This window comes from Bradyrhizobium sp. Bra78 (assembly GCF_024519855.1).
GTDB lineage: Bacteria > Pseudomonadota > Alphaproteobacteria > Rhizobiales > Xanthobacteraceae > Bradyrhizobium > Bradyrhizobium japonicum_G.
Genome location: NZ_JALJRE010000001.1, coordinates 673370 through 692765, shown reverse-complemented (window position 1 = coordinate 692765; position 19396 = coordinate 673370). Strand labels below are relative to the sequence as shown.

General features: G+C 63.1%; 17 protein-coding genes and 1 tRNA gene. 4 read left to right on the top strand and 14 right to left on the bottom strand.

Going from position 1 to position 19396, the window contains the following annotated elements; translation table 11 throughout:
• Positions 1-4: 4 nt before the first annotated feature.
• The 5 genes from OC450_RS03300 to OC450_RS03280 all read right to left on the bottom strand — a co-directional run bounded on the left by OC450_RS03300 (position 5) and on the right by OC450_RS03280 (position 6454).
• Positions 5-1417, bottom strand: a complete 1413-nt coding sequence (locus OC450_RS03300) for an amidase (RefSeq protein ID WP_211384672.1) — start codon at positions 1415-1417, stop codon at positions 5-7.
• Positions 1418-1447: 30 nt separating this feature from the next.
• Positions 1448-2356: an ABC transporter permease gene (locus OC450_RS03295; protein WP_211384671.1), complete on the bottom strand. Its 909-nt coding sequence runs from the start codon at positions 2354-2356 to the stop codon at positions 1448-1450.
• Entirely contained in the window at positions 2349-3302 is a 954-nt protein-coding gene (locus tag OC450_RS03290) for an ABC transporter permease (RefSeq protein ID WP_211384670.1), read from the bottom strand. The genes OC450_RS03295 and OC450_RS03290 overlap by 8 nt, the downstream gene beginning before the upstream one ends.
• Positions 3303-3333: 31 nt before the next feature.
• The gene (locus OC450_RS03285; RefSeq protein ID WP_262047160.1) at positions 3334-4914 is read right to left on the bottom strand and encodes an ABC transporter substrate-binding protein; all 1581 of its coding nucleotides are present in this window, start codon (positions 4912-4914) and stop codon (positions 3334-3336) included.
• Positions 4915-5032: 118 nt separating this feature from the next.
• A complete protein-coding gene (locus tag OC450_RS03280) occupies positions 5033-6454 on the bottom strand; it encodes a sulfatase (RefSeq protein WP_211384668.1) in 1422 nt (473 codons plus the stop codon).
• A gap of 136 nt (positions 6455-6590) precedes the next feature.
• Between OC450_RS03280 and OC450_RS03275 the strand changes: the two genes are divergently transcribed.
• From OC450_RS03275 to OC450_RS03265, 3 genes are all read left to right on the top strand, one after another.
• Positions 6591-7301, top strand: coding sequence for a GntR family transcriptional regulator (locus tag OC450_RS03275; RefSeq protein ID WP_211384667.1), 711 nt, complete (start codon positions 6591-6593; stop codon positions 7299-7301).
• A gap of 133 nt (positions 7302-7434) precedes the next feature.
• Complete coding sequence (locus OC450_RS03270) at positions 7435-8181, top strand: glucose 1-dehydrogenase (protein ID WP_262047159.1); 747 nt, start codon at positions 7435-7437, stop codon at positions 8179-8181.
• Between the two features lie 14 nt (positions 8182-8195).
• The gene (locus tag OC450_RS03265; protein ID WP_211384665.1) at positions 8196-9290 is read left to right on the top strand and encodes an isocitrate/isopropylmalate dehydrogenase family protein; all 1095 of its coding nucleotides are present in this window, start codon (positions 8196-8198) and stop codon (positions 9288-9290) included.
• 55 nt (positions 9291-9345) lie between these two features.
• Here the strand turns inward: OC450_RS03265 and OC450_RS03260 are convergent, their stop codons facing one another.
• The 6 genes from OC450_RS03260 to OC450_RS03235 all read right to left on the bottom strand — a co-directional run bounded on the left by OC450_RS03260 (position 9346) and on the right by OC450_RS03235 (position 16074).
• Positions 9346-10797 (bottom strand): aldehyde dehydrogenase family protein, encoded by a 1452-nt coding sequence (locus OC450_RS03260; protein ID WP_256806110.1) that lies wholly within the window; start codon positions 10795-10797, stop codon positions 9346-9348.
• 72 nt (positions 10798-10869) lie between these two features.
• Positions 10870-12276 carry a dihydrolipoyl dehydrogenase gene (gene lpdA / locus OC450_RS03255; RefSeq protein ID WP_262047158.1) on the bottom strand — a complete coding sequence of 469 codons (1407 nt, stop codon included), beginning with the start codon at positions 12274-12276 and terminating at the stop codon, positions 10870-10872.
• A gap of 1 nt (position 12277) precedes the next feature.
• Entirely contained in the window at positions 12278-13540 is a 1263-nt protein-coding gene (locus OC450_RS03250) for a dihydrolipoamide acetyltransferase family protein (RefSeq protein ID WP_262047157.1), read from the bottom strand.
• 1 nt (position 13541) lies between these two features.
• The gene (locus tag OC450_RS03245; RefSeq protein ID WP_262047156.1) at positions 13542-14555 is read right to left on the bottom strand and encodes an alpha-ketoacid dehydrogenase subunit beta; all 1014 of its coding nucleotides are present in this window, start codon (positions 14553-14555) and stop codon (positions 13542-13544) included.
• A 2-nt stretch (positions 14556-14557) separates the two neighbouring features.
• Entirely contained in the window at positions 14558-15787 is a 1230-nt protein-coding gene (locus OC450_RS03240) for a 3-methyl-2-oxobutanoate dehydrogenase (2-methylpropanoyl-transferring) subunit alpha (RefSeq protein WP_262047155.1), read from the bottom strand.
• On the bottom strand, positions 15784-16074 hold the full coding sequence (locus OC450_RS03235) for a hypothetical protein (protein ID WP_211384659.1): 291 nt from the start codon (positions 16072-16074) through the stop codon (positions 15784-15786). Before OC450_RS03235 ends, OC450_RS03240 begins: the two co-directional genes overlap by 4 nt.
• A 112-nt stretch (positions 16075-16186) precedes the next feature.
• On the opposite strand from OC450_RS03235, the gene OC450_RS03230 reads away from it, so the two are divergent.
• A complete protein-coding gene (locus tag OC450_RS03230; protein ID WP_211384658.1) occupies positions 16187-16702 on the top strand; it encodes an Lrp/AsnC family transcriptional regulator in 516 nt (171 codons plus the stop codon).
• A 483-nt stretch (positions 16703-17185) separates the two neighbouring features.
• Here OC450_RS03230 and OC450_RS03225 read toward each other — a convergent pair.
• The 3 genes from OC450_RS03225 to OC450_RS03215 form a co-directional block, all read right to left on the bottom strand.
• Positions 17186-17261: transfer RNA gene (locus OC450_RS03225), tRNA-Lys, on the bottom strand.
• A gap of 169 nt (positions 17262-17430) precedes the next feature.
• Positions 17431-18051, bottom strand: a complete 621-nt coding sequence (locus OC450_RS03220; protein ID WP_262047154.1) for a Spy/CpxP family protein refolding chaperone — start codon at positions 18049-18051, stop codon at positions 17431-17433.
• 195 nt (positions 18052-18246) lie between these two features.
• Positions 18247-19248, bottom strand: coding sequence for a TRAP transporter substrate-binding protein (locus OC450_RS03215; protein WP_211384656.1), 1002 nt, complete (start codon positions 19246-19248; stop codon positions 18247-18249).
• Positions 19249-19396: the final 148 nt, after the last annotated feature.

The following is a 19396-nucleotide window of genomic DNA, read 5'->3' as shown; positions in this document are numbered from 1 at the left end:
TCCGCTAGACCGCGGCCCTTCGTCCGGCCCACGGCCAAGCGAGCTCGAAGGCACGGGCCGCGCGCAGCACCAGCGCCTCCTGATTTGGCGGCGCGATCACCTGCAGGCCGATCGGCATTCCATCGACGAAGCCGCAGGGAATTGTCACGGACGTGAAGCCGGCGAAATTGACAGCCAGTGTATAGGCGACCAGCGCCGGGATGCGCTGGGCGGGACCGACGGATTCAATCACCGGCGCGGTGAAGCCGAGCGTCGGCGAGAGCACGAGATCACAGCTGCGGAAGCCGGCCTCGAACGAGCGGATGAAGGCGGCGCGCCGGAGCACCGCGCGCGAATAATCGGCGCCGTTCACGCCCTTGGCCCAGGCAAATCGCTCGCGCGCATACTGGGTCAGCTTGCGCCGTGCCAGCGGGTCGGCATAGAGCGACTCGCCGAGCGAGGCGTAACGATCGACGAAGTCGAGCACCCGCCAGGCTTCGTCCACCCCCTGCGTGTCGAACGTCACGGCATCATCGACAATGTTGGCACCGAGCGAGCCGAGGCCAAACGCAGCTTTCTTGATCGCGGTGATCACGGCGGCATCGACCTGACCCGAAATGCTCTGATCCTCCCACCATCCGAGCCGCAGTCCCGCGATGCCGTCATCGAGCCCGGAAAGATAGTCGGGCGGCTCATCCAGCCGGCACAGGGAATCGTCGACGGACGGCTGCGCCAGTAGCTGCAGCAACGTGGCCGCATCGCGCACGTCGCGGCTGATCGGGCCTGCGCTACAAAGGAACATGGTGGATCCGAGCGAGCCGTGCTGTGGTACCCTGCCGTTGCTCGGCAACACGCCGAGCACCCCGCACATCGCCGAAGGCAGCCGGATCGATCCACCCGAATCGCTCCCTAGCGCCAGCGGGCCGAAGCCGGCAGCGACACTTGCCGCCGCCCCTCCGCTTGAGCCCCCAGACGTGCGTCGGGGATCCCAGGGATTGACGCATTCCGGCGCGACGCGGCCGGTTGTGCGCCAGAACGTCCCAAATTCAGGCGTGGCAGTCTTTCCGATGATCACGCCATCGGCCGCCTTCACGCGCGCGACGTGTAGCGAATCCTCCTCCGGCACATGGTCGGCATAGATCCGAGATCCGCTGGTGGTACGGATGCTCTTGGTCAAGAACTGATCCTTGATCGACACCGGCACACCCGCCAGCGCACCGACGGGCTCGCCGCGATCGATCCGCCGATCGATCGCCCTGGCCTGGCCCAGCGCCACTTCCCCCGACACCGTGAAGAAGGAGTGGAGGCGTCGATCGAGCTTCTCGATCCTTTCGATGAAATGACAGGCGACCTCGGTCGCCGACAGGCGCCGTGTGACGATGGCTTCGCGGATCTGCCAAGCCGGCATCCAGTGAAGATCGGAGGGCCGATCGCGCATTGCATCAGTCTTCAATTTTTCGAGCATCGATCAACCTCTTGGATCCAGAGCATCGCGCAAGCCATCGCCCATGAGCGTGAAGCCGACGACGACGAACACGATGGCAAGCCCCGGACTAAGGGCGAGCCATGGCGCGAGCGCCATCACCGAGGTGGATTCGGCGATCATGCCGCCCCAGGTCGGATCGGGCGGCTGCACGCCGAGCCCGAGAAACGACAGCGAGGCCTCGGTCAGGATCGCGATCGTCACCGTCAGTGACGCCTCGACGATCAGGGGCGCCGCGATGTTCGGCAGAACGTGCCGCCACAGGGTTCGCGCGCGCGACACGCCGAGCCCGATGGAAGCGGTGATGTAGTCCCGCTCCCGCACCGACAGCGTCGAGGCGCGCGCAACACGGGCGAAGCGTGGCATGAACAACAGGCCCATGGTGAACACGAGATTGGGCAGGTTCGGCCCGAGTGCGGCCACCAGCGCAATGGCCAGCAAAAGAGCGGGAAAGGCCTGCAGAATGTCGAGCACGCGCATCAGGCAGGCATCCAGCAGCCCGCTGGAGTATCCGGCAAGGAGACCGATCATGGTGCCTGATACGAATGCCAGCGCAGCGCTCAGGCAGGCCGCCGCGAGCGAGCTGCGCGCTGCGTAAAGGATCCGCGTCAGGACGTCCCGTCCGAGTTGATCCGTACCCAGCAGATATTGACTTGACGGCGGCGAGAGCGATGCGTCGGCGATCTCCAGGGGATCGTGCGACGTCAGCCACGGCGCGGTGAGCGCGAGGGCGATCGACAGCAGGACGATCACGGCACCGATTAGGAGCGGCAGATTCAGGCAATGCCGGAAACGCCAGGAAGCCAGATCGGATTCGTCGGCGATCGTCGGCCGGTTCAACTGCACACCGGGTTGGTCCGGCACGTCGATCACGGTCGGATGCGCATCAGCCATGCTGCTGAATCCTCGGATCGAGTAAATAATAGCTGAGGTCGACCATGATATTGATCAGGACCACGAGCGTGGTGATCACCAGCACCGTGGCCTGAACCTGAGTATAGTCGCGCTGATAGATCGCGTTGAGCATCAACTGTCCGATACCGGGCAGGCCGAACACCTGTTCGACCACGACCGCGCCCGCGATGAGGTGAGCCGCGGTGACACCGACCGCGGTCACCACCGGCAACAGGGCATTGCGAAGACCATGCCGAATCAGCACGCGGAGACGACCGGCACCCTTGGCGCGCGCCGTCGCCATGTAAGGCTCCGCCAGCACCTCCAGCATGGCGACGCGCGTGTAGCGCATGATCGTCGTGGCGGACGCCAGCGACAGCACGAAAGCCGGCAGCAGCAAGGTCTGAAGTCCGCCGAGCGGATCGTGATGGAGGTCGACGGCGCCCAGCGTCTTGAACGATGGCAGATAGATCGAAAGCAGCAACACCGCGGCCACGCCGACGAAGAATGGCGGCGTCGACAGGCCGAGCAGAGCAACGCCGCGAATGGCGAGATCGGGCCAGCGGCCGCGGGTCGTCGCCGCGACGACGCCTCCTGGCAATCCGATCATGATCGCTAGAATCAGAGACAGGGCGGTCAGGACCAGCGTCACCGGAAGGTGCGAGGCGATCTGCGGGCCGACCGGCAGCCCCATCACCAACGAGTTGCCGAAATCGCCGCGCAGCGTGCCGGTCAGCCAGATGCCGTATTGGACCGGCAGCGGCTGATCGAGATGCAGCGCGTGGCGGATGTTCTGGGCCGCTTCCGAGTCGAGCGCCACCGTGGGGCCCGCCAGCACGCTGACGATATCGCCGGGGATCAAATGGATGATGGCGAAGCTCATCAGCGACACGCCGAATAGCACCGGCACGGTGAGAACGATGCGGCCCGCGGCATATCTGAGCATCGACACCTCCATTCAAGTCCTGCGCTTGCGCCTATTGCAACCAGGACTGCCGAAGATAGACACGCAGCGTCGATGGCAAGGCGCGGTAGCCCTGCAGCTTCGTCGACCACATCTCCCATCGCAGCGCGGCGGCACAGGGCGTGATGACGTAAGCCATCTCGGCGACGCGCTGCTGGACCGCGCGATAGTGGCTGACACGCTCGGCCTGGTCGTAGCTCTGGCGAGCCTTGGCGAGCAGATCGTCCAGCACGGGATCGGCCGTCTTGCCCGGGTTGACCGTGGAATGAGAGTCCAGCCGGATCGAGATGTTGGTGTCGGGATCGGGTCCCCAAACCAGGCCGGCCATCGAGATCGGAGATTCCGTCGATTGGAAATCGGTGACGAGATTACTCCATTCCTTCTGCAGGATCTTGATCCTGATGCCGACACGGCCAACCATCTGCTGAATGATCTGGGCAATCTGAACGTCGCCATAGTTGGCCGGCGAGACGGCAAAAATCGTCTCGAAGCCGCCGGCATAGCCGGCCTCTGCCATCAGCGCCTTGGCCGCGGCCACGTCTTCCCTGGCATAGGGCAAGCCGGGCACCTCGCCGCTCGGGACCGCGAAAGGCGCTTGCATCGGCGGCAGCGCGGCCGTGAGGCCAGCCCGGCCACGCCAAACCACCTTGACGATCAGCTCACGGTTCAGCGCGAGACTGAAGGCGCGGCGAACGCGAACGTCGTTGAAGGGTGGCTTGCGCTGATCGAATTCGAGCAGCATCAGCCGCGAATAGGCTTCAGGCTCGGGCGCCACGATATCTGCGACATCGCGCATCTGCGCAGCCGAATCGGGGCGGCTCAGCCAGGTCAGCTGAACGCTGCCCGCCCGCAACGCCGCCATGCGACTGCCTTCGTCGGGAATGATGCGGAAGTCGAGGCCATCGAGATAAGGCAATCCGGGCTCGTAATAGTCCGCGTTGCGCTTCAGCCGCACCAGCGAGTTCGGCCGGAAATCCTCCAGCATGAATGGCCCCGTGCCGACGCCGCCCGTGACGAGGTCACCGCGGCGCTTCACATCCTCGCGGCTGACAATCGCGGTATATCTGACCGTGGCGAGATAGTTGAGGAAGGGGGAGAACGGATGGGCGAGACGAAACACCACGGTCCGCGGATCCGGCGTCTCGATTTCGCGGATCACCGAGAAGATCGAGGCCCACGGCGAGCGGGTCGCGGGATCGACCATGCGCTGGAACGTGAACTTGACGTCGTCGCTGGTGAGCACATCGCCATTGTGGAATTTAACGCCGTCGCGCAGATGGAAGACGAATGTCTGGGGATCCGGATTCTCCCACGCAACCGCGAGGTCCGGTTCGACACGGCTCACAGTCGCATCCCACCTGAGCAGGCAGGTAAAGATATGCTCGGCGATGTTCGTGGTCGAAAACGCCGCCGTCTTGTGCGGGTCGAGCCCGATCGGATTCTCGTCCTGACCGATCGTCAGCACGCCGCCTCGCTTCGGCGTGGGCCCCTCGCCCTCCGCCGCCATCGACGGCGCCCCTACGCCGTATCCGAGAGCAACCAGCCCCGTCGCGGTGGAGCCGAGGAATTGCCTTCGCGTGAAGTCGCCCCTCATGTCTCTCTCCACCAGTCGATCGAGTTTTGCCGCCGTAACGACCTGGAGCATGGTCGGTTCTGATTGAATCAGAGCCGACGCTCCGGATCCCTGTTTTGATGCGTCGTCTTCATGCGAACTAGGATGCAGGTTCGAGCAACGCGGCGAGGCGCGGATCGCTGTATTTCCTGGTGACGCCGGCGCGTCGCAGGTCTTCCGCATACAACTTCAGCAGAGAGCGGATGACGTCGGGATGTTTTGCCGCCACGTTGGTCGCTTGCTTCGGGTCGGAGCGCAAATCATAGAGCTCGACCGGATCGTTCGGAGTCGCGTAGAGCAGCGACCATTGCTCCGTCGTGATGGTGACGGGCTGCCACTCGACCACCGTCCGCATCAGATCGTCGACGACTTCAACCGTATCGCCGGGATTGGCAAGCGGCAGCGCGGTCAGCACGTGGTCGCGTCCTTCGAACGGCTGGCCATGGACTGCGGGCAGCAGCGAGATCCCCTGCATCTCCGCCTGGCGCGGCAGGCCGGCCATGTCGCAAATCGTGGGCGCGAGATCGAGCGCGCAGGCAAGCTTGCTGGTTCGACCGGCCTTTGCGCCCGGCACATGAATCAACAGCGGCACCTTCGCGATCTCCTCGTAAAGCGGCGAGCGCATCCACGTCGCCTCGCCGGGCGCCCTGCGGACCATCTTGCCCATCAGCCCATGCTCTCCCAGCAGGAAACCGTGGTCGGAGACGAAGATGATGGCGGTGGAGTCCTCGATGCCGAGATAGGCGAGCTGATTGAGCAGATGCCCGATCCAGCGATCGACGAGCTCGAGCTCGCCGCTATAGAGCGCGCGCGCCACCGCGATGTCGCGATCGGTCATGCCGTGCTTCTTGCATTCGCCATAGGGCGGGTGCACGCGCTCGCCGGCATAATCGGGAAGATAGTGCCTGACGTAATAGGCCGGCGGATCCCACGGCTCGTGCGGATCCCAGGTGTCGACCAGCGCGAAGAACTTGTCCTCGTAGATTTGCTCCAGAGATTTGGCAGCCTGCACCATGGTGAGCGGCGCCGGACAGTCCATCTCGCCCGTACGCGGATCGGGCTTTACCTTGCCGGTGATCGGCCATTGCGGCAGCTTGCCTTCGCCCTGGCGCTTGGTTTTGTTGGGCGCGCTGTAGGACGAATAGTGCGGCGTTCCCAACAGCTGGGACTTCATGTCGTAGAAGAAATTGAATCCGCGGTCATATGAGTAGCCGTTGACCTGATAGAATGGTGTGTCCACCACGCCGAGCGTCGTGTAGCCCGCTTCGGTCAATGTGGTTGCGATCGAGCGATCCGCGCGCGGCAGCGCGCCCCAGCCGACACCGGCGAAGGCTGGCTTACCGGTCAGATAATCGTAGCGCGCGGGGACGGTCGGAAAGCTCGATGCATAGTAGCGATCGAACACCATCGATTTGGCGGCAAGCTTGTCGAGATTGGGAGTTCTAACCCCACCACCGTTGTAGCCGAGCATGTCCGTCCGCACAGTGTCGGACACGATCATGAGGATGCGATCTACCGCCATTTGTTATCTCCCTGGTTTTTCTTCTGGAGTAAAATATCACGCATCACACTTTGATCGTCAAGCTACAATATATCACACATCACACTTTATATTGTGGATTTTTAAGCCAGTGTGCTAATGAGAATGCATGGAAACGATGCAAAAGGGCTCGGCAGGGCTGATTTCGGCGCCAAGCCTGCGCGAGCAGGCGCGTCAGGTGATCCGCGGGCTTGTCATCACCGGGCAGATGCAACCGGATCAACTCTACTCGGTGCCGCGGTTGGCGGCCGAACTCGGCGTGTCGGCGACACCGGTACGGGAAGCCTTGCTCGATCTCGAGCGCGAAGGCCTGCTCGAAGCGGAGCGCAATCGCGGCTTTCGCGTGGTGTCGCTGTCGCTCAACGAACTCAACGATATCTTTGCTGTCCGGCTGCTGCTGGAGGTGCCGAGCCTCGGCGATATCGCCCAGAGCGGCTTGTCGGGTGGACAACTCGACGAACTTCATCAACTGGCGGAGGCCACGCGTCAGACGGCGGATTCCGGCGATCTGATTGCCTTCCTTGATACCGATCTCAGATTCCACGTTCAGCTGATCGCCACGCTCGGCAATCACTATCTCGCCAAACTGGTCGAGACGCTCAGGGACCGCGTGCGGCTGCAGGGCTTTGCAAGCGGCGAGTCGCCGCGAGACTTTCTCAAGCAATCCGCGAATGAGCATTTCAAGCTGCTCGACTACATCTCGAAGCAGGATCGCTGCGGGGCCGAAGCAACCATCCGACGACACCTGGAAAGGTCGCGCGACGTATGGGGTGGCCGGCACAACGCCGCGCAGGCGGCAAACGCCGGCATTCTCAACGACTCGTCCTGACCGAGACGGTCCCCTCTCCTCCCATTCGTCTGCAAAGCGAGGCAGCTCCCGCGCCTTCACCGGCGATCGCATTGCCATTCAAGCGGTGCCGGCGGCCAGCCAATCTCGAACACTTCCAACCATGAGGACCGCCATGAGACTGAAAGACAAGATCGCAATCGTGACAGGCGGCGGCTCCGGCTTCGGCGAAGGCATCGTTCGCAAATTCGTAGCCGAAGGTGCCCGCGTTGTCGTGGCCGATCGCGATCGAGCCGCGGCAGAGCGCGTGGCTGGCTCGTTCGACGGCAAAGCCATTGCGGCGGAGGCGGATATCTCCACCGAGTCCGGCTTCGCTTCAGTCGTGCAGAAAGCCCAGCGGGATTTCGGAGGACTCGATGTCCTCGTCAACAATGCCGGCGTCGGTCACACCCCCCAACCGCTCGAAATGGTGACGGACGACATGTTCGACCGGATCGCCAGCGTCAACATGAAGTCGATCTACTACGGCGCAAAGATCATCGTGCCGCATTTCAAGCAGCAAAAATCTGGCGTAGTGCTCAACGTAGCCTCGACCGGCGGCGTCAGTCCGCGACCGAACCTGACCTGGTACAATGCCTCGAAAGGCTGGGTCATCACGGCGACGCGCGCGATGGCTGTTGAGCTTGCGCCGTTCGGCATCCGCGTCAACGCGATCAACCCCGTCGCCGGGGAAACGCCGCTGCTGAAGACCTTCATGGGCCAGGACACGCCCGAGATCCGCGCCAAATTCCTGTCGACGATTCCACTCGGCCGCTTTTCCACGCCGGAGGACATGGGCAACGCTGCCGCCTTCCTGTGCTCGGACGAGGCAAGCATGATCACGGGCGTCGCGATGGAAGTCGACGGCGGCCGCTGCATCTGAGGCGAGACCACGTCATGAAAACCACGTACGAAATCTGCGTCGTCCACGGCGACGGCATTGGACCTGAGGTGGGCAAGGCAACGGTCCGGGCGCTGGAGGCCGCGTTCGGCGACACCTCGCCGCTTCACTTCAGCGAGCACCCCGCCGGCGCGCAGCATTTCCTCGAAGCCGGCGAATCCTTCCCGGGCGAGACGTTCGAGGCATGTCGCGCCGCCGACGCGATCCTACACGGCGCTGCGGGCATGCCAGGCGTCGTCCACCCCGACGGCACCGAGGCAGGCCTCGATTTTACCCTGACGCTGCGCGGGAAACTCGATCTCTACGCCAATGTCCGGCCGATCAAGCTGCTACCAGGCGTGCGATCGCCGCTGCGCGATGCCGGCGCCATCGACTACGTCATCGTTCGTGAGAACAGCGAAGGCCTCTATGCCGCACGTGGCGCAGGAACGCTGCTTCGCGGCGAGGTCGCCGTCGATCCCCTGGTGCAGACCCGCAAGGGCATCGAACGGATCGTGCGCTTCGCATTCGAACTCGCCCGCACGCGTGGCGGCGCTCCGCGCGACGGACGCCGTCGGGTCACCTGTTGCGACAAGGCCAATGTGCTGCGCAGCTACGCGTTCTTCCGAAGTGTGTTCGATGAGATCGCGGCACAATATCCTGATGTCGAGGCTGAACACGTGCTGATCGACGCCATGACCGTCCACCTGATCAATCGTCCATCGCATTACGACGTCATCGTCACGGAGAACATGTTCGGCGACATCATCTCCGATCTTGGAGCCGCGACGATCGGTGGCATGGGCATGTCACCGTCCGCCGAACTCGGCGACGGCAACGGCTTCTTTCAGGCTTCCCATGGCTCGGCTCCGGATATCGCCGGCAAGGGAATCGCCAATCCCTACGGAACGGTGCTGGCCTCCGCCCTGATGCTGAACTGGCTGGGCCGGCGTCATGCCGATGCACGGTTGGTCGAAGCGGCGGATCGGATCGAAGCGGCCGTCAACTTTGCTCTCGCCGACGAAATGGCTTTGAGCCGGGATCTCGGCGGAACGGCCGGTTCCGAGGAAATCACTGACATTCTCTGCGCAAGGTTGCGCGGGCGCGCCTGACGCGCAATCACGGTTAGTGCCGGGCGGCTTGATCGCCGCCAGCACTTCGCAGCCGTCAGCCGTGATAGATCGAAATCGTCTTGGTCGTTGCAAAGCCGTAGAGCGCTTCAAAGCCCTTTTCGCGGCCATGGCCTGAGCGCTTGACGCCGCCGAACGGCAGCTCGATGCCGCCGCCGGCGCCGTAGTTGTTGATGAAGACCTGGCCTGAATGAATCCCGCGCGCGAGGCGGAATTGTCGCGCGCCGTCCCGGGTCCAGATTCCACAGACAAGGCCAAAGGGCGTACCGTTCGCCAGTTCGAGCGCATGTTGCTCGCTGTCGAAGGGCATGATCACCTGGACCGGCCCGAAGATCTCTTCCTGCACGAGGCGGTGGCTGGGCGAAACGTCGCGGATCAGCGTCGGCTTGACATAGGCGCCACCGGCAGGTGCATCTGGCGCGATCGTGCCTTGCGCTGCGATACGCGCGCCGTCACGCTCGGCAAGACCGATATAACCGTCGACGATGTCCTTCTGCCGGCGGGAGACCACGGGGCCGACATCCAGGTCGGACAGCGCCGGTCCCACCTTCAGCTTTCGGTACGCATCGGCCATGCGTGCTACGACCTCTTCGTAGACCGACTGCTCGACCAGGATCCGCGACGATGCAGAGCAGGTCTGGCCGGCGTTCTGAATGCCCGCCATCACCAGGAACGGCAAAGCCCGATCGAGATCGGCATCGGCAAACACCAGTTGCGGCGACTTGCCGCCAAGCTCCAGCGTCACCGGCACCGCATTCCGCGCCGCGGCTGCCTGCACCAGCGCGCCGGTCGCCACCGAACCCGTGAACGAAATGTGATTGATGCCGGGATGGCCGGACAAGGCCGCGCCAGCCTCCTCGCCGGTCCCGGTGACAAGGTTGAACGCGCCGTGCGGCAATCCCGCCTCTTCCGCAATGCGGGCGAACTCGATCACCGTGAGGCAGGCTTCTTCCGCCGGCTTCACGACGGCGGCGTTGCCCATAGCAAGGGCTGCACCAAGGCTGCGTCCGATGATCTGCATCGGATAATTCCAGGGAATGATATGGGCGGTTACGCCGTGAGGCTCATACAGTGTGATGGCCGTGAAGCCGGAACGATAAGGGATGGTGTCGCCGTGAACCTTGTCGGCGGCGGCACCATAGAATTCGAAGTAGCGCGCCAGTGCCTCGACATCGGCTCGCGCCTGCTTGAGCGGCTTGCCGACGTCACGTGCTTCGAGATCCGCCAGCAGATCGACGTGTTTCAGAACACCCTCGCCGATCCGGTGCAGGACACGGCCACGGTCAGTCGCCGACATGCGTCCCCAGTCGCCGGCCAGCGCCGCTCGGGCCGCCAGGACCGCGCGATCGATGTCTTCGCGGCTGCCACGGGCAATATCGGCAAGATGCGAACCGTCGGACGGATCCAGGATCTCGAGGCGGCGTCCATCGGCGGCATCGACCCAGCGGCCGGCGATGTAGTTGCGGTAAGTCCGTTCAGATTTAGACAAGGTCCGCGCTCCAGAGTTTGATCCTGCTGCAAGTCTTGCAGGACGTTTCCACCAAATTTTCTTTCTCGTCCATCAAAAATGCAGGCCGCGCCCCAACGCGCCAAGCGCAGCCTCGTGGATCGCCTCGCTCCGCGTCGGATGGGCGCCGATGGTGCCGGCAATGTCCTCGAGCACCGCTCCCATTTCAATGGCAAGTGTCAGCGACGACGTCAGTTCCGAGACTCCCGCCCCGACCGCCTGCGCCCCCAGCACGAGGTGGTCGCTGGCGCGCGCGACGATCCGTACGAACCCCTCCTCGTCCACCTGCGTCAGGGCCCGGCCATTGGCAGCGAAGGGAAAGGTCGCGACCTTGATCTCGTAACCGTCCACCTTGCCATCTGCCTTGGCCTCTTCCGGCGTTCGTCCGACCGAAATCACTTCCGGATCGGTGAAGCACACAGACGGAATGGCTGTGGCATCGAAGGAGCGGCGTTGTCCCGCAATGTTCTCCGCCACCATCGCGCCCTGCGCCATGGCGCGATGTGCCAGCATCGGCTCTCCCGTGAGATCGCCGATCGCCCAGACATTCGACATCGATGTCTCGGAGCGGTCATCGATCGCAACGAACTTTCCGTCCATCGCGAGATCCAGCCGCTCCAAGCCGAAACCCTCAGTGCAAGGCGTGCGCCCGACGGCGACCAGGATTTTGTCCGCTGGTAGTTCGCGCGGAGCCCGCCCGCGCTGCTCGATCAACAAGCTCTCGCCATCCGGCGTCAGCCCCTGAGCGTACGCCGAGGTGATGACACTGACCTTTAGCTCCTCAAGCCGCCTCACCACAGGTCGCGTCAACGCCGCGTCCCATCTCGGCAGGATCCGCTCGGCGGCCTCGACGACCGTCACATCAGATCCGAGCTTTGCGAAGGCTATTCCGAGCTCAAGGCCGATATACCCGGCACCGACAACAACGAGGTTGCGCGGCCTTTCGGGCAGCGAGAGCAACTCGGTCGATGAGATGACATTGCCGCCGAACGGCAGCGTGGTCAGGACCTGCGGCACCGAACCGGTTGCGAGAACGAGGTGCTTGGCGCGAACACGCGTCGTCGCATCAGCCGTTCCGACCTTGACGGTCTTGCCATCCAGTATTTCGGCGACGCCTGAGATCACCGACACACCGCTTCGCTTCAGGAGGCCTGCGACGCCGCCTGTCAGGCGATTCACGATCGCGTCCTTCCACGCAACGGTCCGCCCGAAATCGAGCTTCGCCTCCCCCATACTCAAGCCGAACGGCGTGGTTTCACGTTGCCCATTGGCGACATGGAACGCATCAGCGGCGTGGATTAGCGCCTTGGACGGGATGCAGCCGACATTCAGGCAGGTCCCGCCCAGGGCGGCGCGCTCGATCAGTACGGTTCGCAATCCCAGTTGCCCGGCACGAATGGCGGCGACATAGCCGCCGGGCCCTCCGCCGATGATCACGACCTCTGCGGTGCTCTCCCGCACGTCAGTTTCCAACCAAGAGAAGGGCCGGCGCCTCGAGCAGCTCTTTCACACGCCGGATGAATTGCGCGGCCTCGTAGCCATCGACGATGCGGTGATCAAATGACGACGACAGGCTCATCATCATACGCGGAACGAATTGACCATCCTGCCACACCGGGCGAATCATCATTCGGTTGACGCCGAGGATCGCGAGCTCCGGCCGATTGATGACGGGCGTTGTTGCGATGCCACCGAGATCGCCGAGACTGGTGATGGTGATGGTCGAGCCGCTCAGTTCTTCCCGCTTCGCGCGGCCTTCGCGCGCCGCCGTCGCGAGCTGCTTGATCTCTTCCGCGCAGCCCCAGAGATCGCGCGCCTCGGCATGGAAGAGCACAGGCACCATCAGGCCGGATGGAGTCTGCGTGGCTATGCCGACATGAACGGCACTGTGGCGGCTGACGACCTCCTTGTCATCGTCATAGGTTCCGTTGATTTGCGGAAAATCGCGCAGCGCGCGAACAAGCGACGCAACGACAAAGGGCAAGACGGTCAACTTCGGCCGGGCGTCGGCAAACCGCGCGTTCAGCTGCTTGCGGCATTCCTCGAGCGCCGTGACATCGATTTCCTCGACATAGGAAAAATGCGCCACACGCCGGGTAGATTCCGCCATCCTCTCGGCGATCTTGCGACGCAGACCAATGACCTTGATCTGCTCGACAGCATCATTGCACTGCGCGATCCGGTGGCCACCGGTCCCCTTCGATCGATTTCGAACATGATCGGCGAGGTCGTCGCGCGTGATCCGGCCGGCGGGCCCAGAGCCCAAAACCAAACGGAGATCAATTCCCGCCTCACGCGCTCGCGCCCTTGTCGCCGGCGAGGCAATCGGCCGTGCCGGCGACAGTGTTGCGATGGCGCCGGCCGCGCGGTTGCGTCGATCCGCCGTGGTCCGGGGCGTCACTTCAACCGGGATCGCATCAGAGCCAGTACCAACGATGACCCGCGCGACAGCTTCGTGCCCATTTGCAACGCCGTCATCGTCAGCTCCAAACCTGATTCCGACCAGCGCACTGCCGACAGCGAGACGCGCGCCCAGTTCTCCGCCGAGCTCGACGACCACGCCAGCCCTTGGCGAAGGAACCTCGACCGTCACCTTGTCGGTCATGACAGCCGCCAGGATCTGGTCCTCCTTGACCGCTTCGCCGACGGCCACATGCCATTCGACGATTTCCGCCTCGGCAACGCCCTCTCCGACATCGGGTAGCTTGACCAACTCGACGGGCATCTCAACTCTCCATCAGCCGGATCAGCGCGCGGCCGACGCGATCCGGCCCCGGGAAATAGTCCCACTCCTGCGCATGCGGGTAAGGCGTGTCCCAGCCCGTCACCCGCACGACCGGCGCCTCGAGATGATAGAAACACTTCTCCTGGATCAACGCGGAAAGCTCGGCGCCAAAGCCCGACGTGCGGGTCGCTTCGTGCACGATCATGCAGCGGCCGGTCTTGATCACCGATCGCACGATGGTATCGACGTCGAGCGGAATGAGCGACCTGAGATCGATGATCTCGGCATCGATGCCAACCTCCCGACGGGCCGCCTCGGCGACATGGACCATGGTGCCATAGGCCAGGACCGACACCTCCACTCCTTCCCGGCGAACGACCGCTTCGCCGATCGGCACGGTGTAATGACCCTGGGGCGTTTCACTCAGCTCGTGCTTCGACCACGGCACGACCGGCCGATCGTGATGACCGTCGAACGGACCGTTGTAGATCCGCTTCGGTTCGAGAAACACCACCGGATCGTCATCCTCGATCGCAGCGATGAGCAATCCCTTCGCGTCATGCGGGTTCGAGGGAATGACCGTCTTCAACCCCGCCACATGGGTGAACAGTGCCTCTGGGCTTTGGCTGTGCGTCTGCGCCCCGAAGATGCCGCCGCCACAGGGCATGCGCACCACGATCGGGGCGCTGAACTCGCCGGCCGAGCGGTAGCGCAGCCGCGCCGCCTCCGACACGATCTGATCATAGGCCGGATACATGTAGTCGGCGAACTGGATTTCAGCGACCGGCCTCAAGCCGTACGCCCCCATGCCGACCGCGATGCCGACGATGCCGCTTTCAGAGATCGGTGTATCAAAGCAGCGCGATGACCCGTATTTGCCCTGCAGGCCGTCGGTACAGCGAAACACGCCGCCGAAGCGACCAACGTCCTGGCCGAAGGTGACGACACGGTCGTCCCGCGCCATCATCACGTCCATGGCATCGCGGATCGCTTCGATCATCGTCAAGGACGGCATGGTCAGAACCCAAGCTCCTGCCGCTGTTCGCGCAAGTGAGGCGGCATCGATTTGTAGACATCATCGAACATCGAGGCCGGGCTGCACTTGGAGCCCTCGACCAGCGTCCCAGAACCCTGCGCCTCCTTCGCCGCGCCGGCGATCTCCTCGTCGAGCTCCGCTTTTAGCTGGACGTGACGCGCCTCGCTCCATTCACCAATCCCGGTCAAATGATCCTTCAGCCGCTCGACGGGATCGCCGAGCGGCCACACCGCCTGGTCGTTCTGCGGGCGATATTTCGACGGATCGTCTGAGGTCGAATGCGGTGCGGCCCGATAGGTCACCCACTCGATCAGCGTCGACCCGAGATTGCGGCGGGCGCGTTCCACGGCCCAGCACGCCGCCGCGTGAACGGCCAGATAATCGTTGCCATCGACGCGCAACGCGGGAATTCCGTAGCCATGCGCGCGGGCCGCAAAGGTCGCCTGTGCGCCGCCGGCTACTGACTGCGCCGTCGAGATCGCCCACTGATTGTTGACGACGTTGAGAACCACGGGTGGGCGGTACACCGAGGCGAACACCAGCGCGGCATGGAAGTCGTTTTCGGCGGTCGCGCCCTCGCCAATCCAGGCTGCGGCCACGCGGCTGTCGCCCCGCATCGCCGACGCCATCGCCCAACCCACCGCCTGCACATACTGGGTGGCGAGATTACCGGAGATCGAGAAAAAGCCGGCCTCACGCGCCGAATAGAACACCGGAAGCTGGCGACCTTTCATGCGATCCTTTTCGTTCGACAGCACCTGGCACATCAGGTCGACCAGCGGCCAGTCCTGCGCGATCAACAGCCCCTGCTGGCGATAGGTCGGGAAGTTCATGTCCCCTGCCTGCAGCGCCGACTGGAAGCCGCACGCGATCGCCTCTTCGCCGGTGCACTGCATGTAAAAGGACGTCTTGCGCTGCCGTTGCATCACGGTCATGCGCGCATCGTAGGCCCGCGTCTTGAGCATCGCGCGCAGGCCGGAGCGGAGTTGATCCACGGTACATGCCTCAGACCAGGGGCCGACCGCATGTCCGTCGGCATCGAGCACCCGGATCAACTCGTAGGCGAGATCGCGGATCTCGCTCGCCTCGACATCGATCTCCGGGCGACGAACCCGTACTGCGTCCGACAGCTGGAAGCCGCTGACATCCGCCGCGCTGCCGAAGCAAGGGTGCGGCTCGGGAACATGAAAGGTGAGAGGCTGGACGCTCATGACACCGTGCCTTCGGCGTTGACCGGCGACCGTCCGACAATTTCGACCGAACGGAGCGCGGGATGTCGTGCGAAGCGAGAGCAGAGCACCAAGGGATCGCGGTCCGGGTTTGCGTCGATGCCGAAGTCGATGGCCGCTCCGCCTTCCCCATCGACCAGCATCCGGAATTCGACCATCTGCAGCCCGAAGCGCTGCACATCGGCCAGAAGCTGGGATGCCGCGGCAAGCGAATCCGTGGCAATGGCTCTGAAGACGACGGACGAAGCGCGACATGCGGTGGACGACATTGGCTGATCTCCTCGACGAGACTCTACTGCCGGGTCAACAGGTGATTTTCCCGATATTTTGTGGGATAGTCGGATTTTGCAGAAGAATCGTCTGCATTTCCGGAGATCTCTGATGAAATCGTCTTCCCGCGCTAAGCCGCGCACCAAGGCGGACCTCGACCTGGTCGATCGAAAGATTCTCTCGATCCTCCGCAACGAAGGACGGCTGACAATCAACGAATTATCCGATCGCGTCGGACTGTCGTCGTCGCCGTGCTGGTCGCGGGTCAGGTATCTGGAGGAGATCAGCGTGATCAAGCATTACGCGGCCGTCATCGACCACGTCGCCATCGGTCTGAAGGATATCGTCTTCATCGAGGTCACGCTCGACAAGCACGACGACAAGGTGCTGGCCCGGTTTGGCGACGCCCTTGCAAAGATCCCGGAGGTGATCGAGGCCAATCTCGTCACCGGCGATTACGACTATCTGGTCAAGGTCGCGGTCGCCGACACCACGCATTACGAGCGCTTTCTCCGGGAGAAGCTCTACCGGATCCAGGGCATCCGGCACACCCGATCGACCTTTTCGCTGCGGACCCTGAAGCTCGTGACCTCAGCCGATCCGCTGCTCGTCAATGCGGGCATCTAATATTCACCGAGAATTGCAGGGAGAGCCTGATCGTGGCGAAACTGAGTGCAGAGCTGGGGTGCAGCTTGGCGAACTCACCGAGTATTTCGAGACCCATCGTCGGCATATCTTTCCAATGGGTCGCACTGCTCGATAAGCCGTGACCCGGGGCGAGCCTACGACTTCAGAGACTTGCTCACGTTGGCTGTCGCGAGATTTTTCATGATCTCCGGATGCACACGTCGTGCGCACGCGACCTTACAACCTATTGAACAGCTTGAACTGTCGCTCCGATCCATCATTGGACAGACCGCGCTCACCGTCTGCTGAGGGTTCCGGCCGCAAAAACTCGTGTCCCGCGAAAGCAATAGCTCAAGAGCACGACCTCCTGACCTACGGCCGCAAGGCAGGCCTCTCAGACGTTAAACGGCCGATATCGCTGCTTCAAAAAGACCGTTTGAAAAGTTAGTTGCTCAAACGGTCTTGGTCGCTAAGTCTTTGACTTGGTGGGCGCACCAGGGCTCGAACCTGGGACCCGCTGATTAAGAGTCAGCTGCTCTACCAACTGAGCTATGCGCCCGAAAGGCGGTCAATGCCTTGCGAGGCCGGTCGTTTAGCAAAGCGATCCGGGTATGGCAAGCGATGCGGCGAAGGTTTTTCAACAGTCCCCAAAAAGCGAAAAGCCGCTGGATTCCAGCGGCTTCGCCAAGGTTAATCCAGGGGCTGATTCCCGCAAAATCCCCGATGGCTCAAAGCCGGCCCTCGCGGTCCCGGTCCGGGCCGCCGTCGCGGTCGAAACGGTCATGGTGGAAGCGGTCCATGCCGCGCTCCATCATCCGGTCCATGCCGCGTTCCATGAAGTGGCGATGCGGGCCGTCCTCGCCGCCGCCGAACGGGCCGCGGTGGCGGGTCAGCACGGCAAGGCGCCGCTTCTGGCCGTCATCCAGGGTCTTGTAGAGCGGATCGGCGGCATCGGCGATCTTCTTCAGGGCCACCGACGCCGCGCCCATGTCGTCGGCACGCTGGCGCAGGCGAGCAACCGGATCCTCCGGCCTGTCGGCATCCTTGCTTGCATCCCTGCCCGCATCGTCCGGGCCGGCATTCATTCGCGCATTGGCGCGATCGATGCGCAGCTTGGCGAAGTCGCGCACGGCGGCCTCGACCGGCGGCCACAGCTTCTCCTGGTCGGCGTTGAGCTTCAGCCCGGCATGGACGGCGGCGATCCGCGCGTCGACGAAGGCGGCGCGGTCTTCCGGATTGATGCGCATGTGGCGCATGTGCTCCATCCACGGGCGATGATATTGGGCATAAACCGCGCCCGAGCCGGCGATGCTGAGCACGACGATGGCAGCGATGGTGAACTTCCTCATCCGGACCTCCTCTGGAAGGATGCCCTGAAGATGGGGCCCGCGAGGCTGACGCGCAACTTACAACTTGGACAGGGAGGGCGTTGTTACGAGGATGTAACGCCTGATTTTACCTCCAGCCGCAACCGGAAATCATTCGCAACAAAAAAAGGGCTTCCGCGCCCGGCACGGAAGCCCCTCATTCATGCATCGTCTGGCTCAGTTCGTCGTGCTTTTCGATTCCTTCAGGAATTCGTCGATCAGCGGCTGGCCCACGCGGCTGGCTGCGTCCTTGTAGACCGGCTCCATCGCCTTGCGCATCGCCTCGTCCTGCGCCGGTGTGAGCTTGATGATCTCGCTCTTGCCGCTCTTCTTGATCTCGGCGAGCGCGTCGTCGTTCTCCTTCTGCGACTGCGTGTTGTTGAAGTCGGTGGCTTCCTTCATCGCCTTCGTGAGCTGCTCGCGGATGTCGGCCGGAAGATCGTCCCAGAACTTCTTGTTCACGATCACGACGTAGCCGATGTAGCCGTGGTTGGTCTCGGTGATGTACTTCTGCACCTCGTGCATCTTCTGGGTATAGATGTTCGACCAGGTGTTCTCCTGGCCGTCGACCACGCCGGTCTGGAGCGCCTGGTAGACTTCCGAGAACGCCATCACCTGCGGCAGCGAGGCGAGCGCCTTGAACTGGGCCTGCAGGACGCGCGAGGACTGGATGCGGAATTTGACGCCCTGGTAATCGGCCGGCGCGATCAGCTTCTTGTTGGCGCTCATCTGCTTGAAGCCGTTGTCCCAATAGGCAAGGCCGGTGATGCCCTTGGAGTCCAGGAGCTTGAGCAGGCGGAGGCCGAGCGGGCCTTCCGTCACCTTCCGCAGCGTCTTCAGGTCGGGAAGGATGTAGGGCAGATCGAACACCTCGAACTCGCGGATGCCGAGCGGGCCGAATTTCGAGTTGGACGGCGCCAGCATCTGCACGCTGCCAAGCTGAAGCGCCTCGAGCTCTTCCTTGTCCTTGTAGAGCGTCGAGTTCGGGTAGACCTCGACCTTGACCTTGCCGCCGGTGTACTTCTCGGCGAGCTCCTTGAATTTCTGCGACGCCTTGCCCTTCGGCGTGTCGGCGGCGACCACGTGGCTGAACTTGATGATGATCGGCGATTGAGCCAGTGCCGGCCCGGTCAGCGCCAGGGCCGCAATCGACGCCGCAGCCAAAATGAGTTTCCTCATGCTTCCTCCCGCATTTCTTGTGAGGCGCGGCACGCCGGCCCCAAAGCTTGATTTCAAGATTTTAAGTCAAAGACTTGAAGGCAGCTTTATAGGGAAGCCGGTATCGGCACCATTGCCTGTTAGCAGGGGGTCTCCTTGCAAAAATGCA

What these genes read in the sequence shown, in the direction of transcription:
- OC450_RS03300 (WP_211384672.1), bottom strand. Translation starts at nt 1,417, where the DNA reads ATGCGCGATCGGCCCTCCGATCTTCACTGGATGCCGGCTTGGCAGATC.
- OC450_RS03295 (WP_211384671.1), bottom strand. Translation starts at nt 2,356, where the DNA reads ATGGCTGATGCGCATCCGACCGTGATCGACGTGCCGGACCAACCCGGT.
- OC450_RS03290 (WP_211384670.1), bottom strand. Translation starts at nt 3,302, where the DNA reads ATGCTCAGATATGCCGCGGGCCGCATCGTTCTCACCGTGCCGGTGCTA.
- OC450_RS03285 (WP_262047160.1), bottom strand. Translation starts at nt 4,914, where the DNA reads ATGAGGGGCGACTTCACGCGAAGGCAATTCCTCGGCTCCACCGCGACG.
- OC450_RS03280 (WP_211384668.1), bottom strand. Translation starts at nt 6,454, where the DNA reads ATGGCGGTAGATCGCATCCTCATGATCGTGTCCGACACTGTGCGGACG.
- OC450_RS03275 (WP_211384667.1), top strand. Translation starts at nt 6,591, where the DNA reads ATGCAAAAGGGCTCGGCAGGGCTGATTTCGGCGCCAAGCCTGCGCGAG.
- OC450_RS03270 (WP_262047159.1), top strand. Translation starts at nt 7,435, where the DNA reads ATGAGACTGAAAGACAAGATCGCAATCGTGACAGGCGGCGGCTCCGGC.
- OC450_RS03265 (WP_211384665.1), top strand. Translation starts at nt 8,196, where the DNA reads ATGAAAACCACGTACGAAATCTGCGTCGTCCACGGCGACGGCATTGGA.
- OC450_RS03250 (WP_262047157.1), bottom strand. Translation starts at nt 13,540, where the DNA reads ATGCCCGTCGAGTTGGTCAAGCTACCCGATGTCGGAGAGGGCGTTGCC.
- OC450_RS03245 (WP_262047156.1), bottom strand. Translation starts at nt 14,555, where the DNA reads ATGCCGTCCTTGACGATGATCGAAGCGATCCGCGATGCCATGGACGTG.
- OC450_RS03240 (WP_262047155.1), bottom strand. Translation starts at nt 15,787, where the DNA reads ATGAGCGTCCAGCCTCTCACCTTTCATGTTCCCGAGCCGCACCCTTGC.
- OC450_RS03235 (WP_211384659.1), bottom strand. Translation starts at nt 16,074, where the DNA reads ATGTCGTCCACCGCATGTCGCGCTTCGTCCGTCGTCTTCAGAGCCATT.
- OC450_RS03230 (WP_211384658.1), top strand. Translation starts at nt 16,187, where the DNA reads ATGAAATCGTCTTCCCGCGCTAAGCCGCGCACCAAGGCGGACCTCGAC.
- OC450_RS03220 (WP_262047154.1), bottom strand. Translation starts at nt 18,051, where the DNA reads ATGAGGAAGTTCACCATCGCTGCCATCGTCGTGCTCAGCATCGCCGGC.
- OC450_RS03215 (WP_211384656.1), bottom strand. Translation starts at nt 19,248, where the DNA reads ATGAGGAAACTCATTTTGGCTGCGGCGTCGATTGCGGCCCTGGCGCTG.